Below are 574 nucleotides of genomic sequence, written 5' to 3' on the forward strand. Positions count from 1 at the left end.
GCTTATTGCGCAGGATCACGGGACATGGGCCTCTGTCATCTGGCTCGTGATTACGAGTGCGGCAATCAGCTACCTGTGGCATCAGGCTGACAAAAGCGTGTGGGGCGAAAAGTGAGTCCCTACGTGGCAGGCGCTTTGGGCGTAATTAGCGCTCTTGTGCTGGGAGCTGTTGTGGGGATGGGCTCGCTGGAAATAGTGTTGCGCGTCGGGCCGTTTTATGGGACAGTAGCGCTTCTTGCCGCCTTCACAGCGGCCATTATCGCGCAGTATGCTGTTACGCAATACCTGTGGAGGAAATGCGAATGTTGAAAAAGATGTTTCTGACTTCGGGCCACCTCACGCTGTTGACGCATCTACGCTCCAAGCTTCTGGAGAAAGGAGAAAACAGCGACTACTCGGAATTCATGTGCAATATCCTGAAGGGCCTCACGCTTCCGGAAACTGAACTCGAATACCTTCGTGATGAAGCCGTGGAATTGGTGTATCTCATTGAAGGTGATATCCGGGCGTCAACGCAGCTCTGCTGTAGCACACTGAGTAATTGGGTGGCGTTCCAGAAGCGTGGAGTCCCGTC

Annotated in this window: 1 protein-coding gene; it reads left to right on the forward strand. The window is 53.8% G+C overall.

Translation table 11 applies throughout. The features are described 5' to 3' along the window. Positions 1-302 precede the first annotated feature (302 nt). Positions 303-574, forward strand: a 272-nt coding sequence (locus AC1RPW_RS07845; protein ID WP_481769419.1) for a hypothetical protein, incomplete at its 3' end; no start/stop codon positions are given.

The organism is Dellaglioa sp. CoH-55-MRSF-8 (assembly GCF_056782195.1).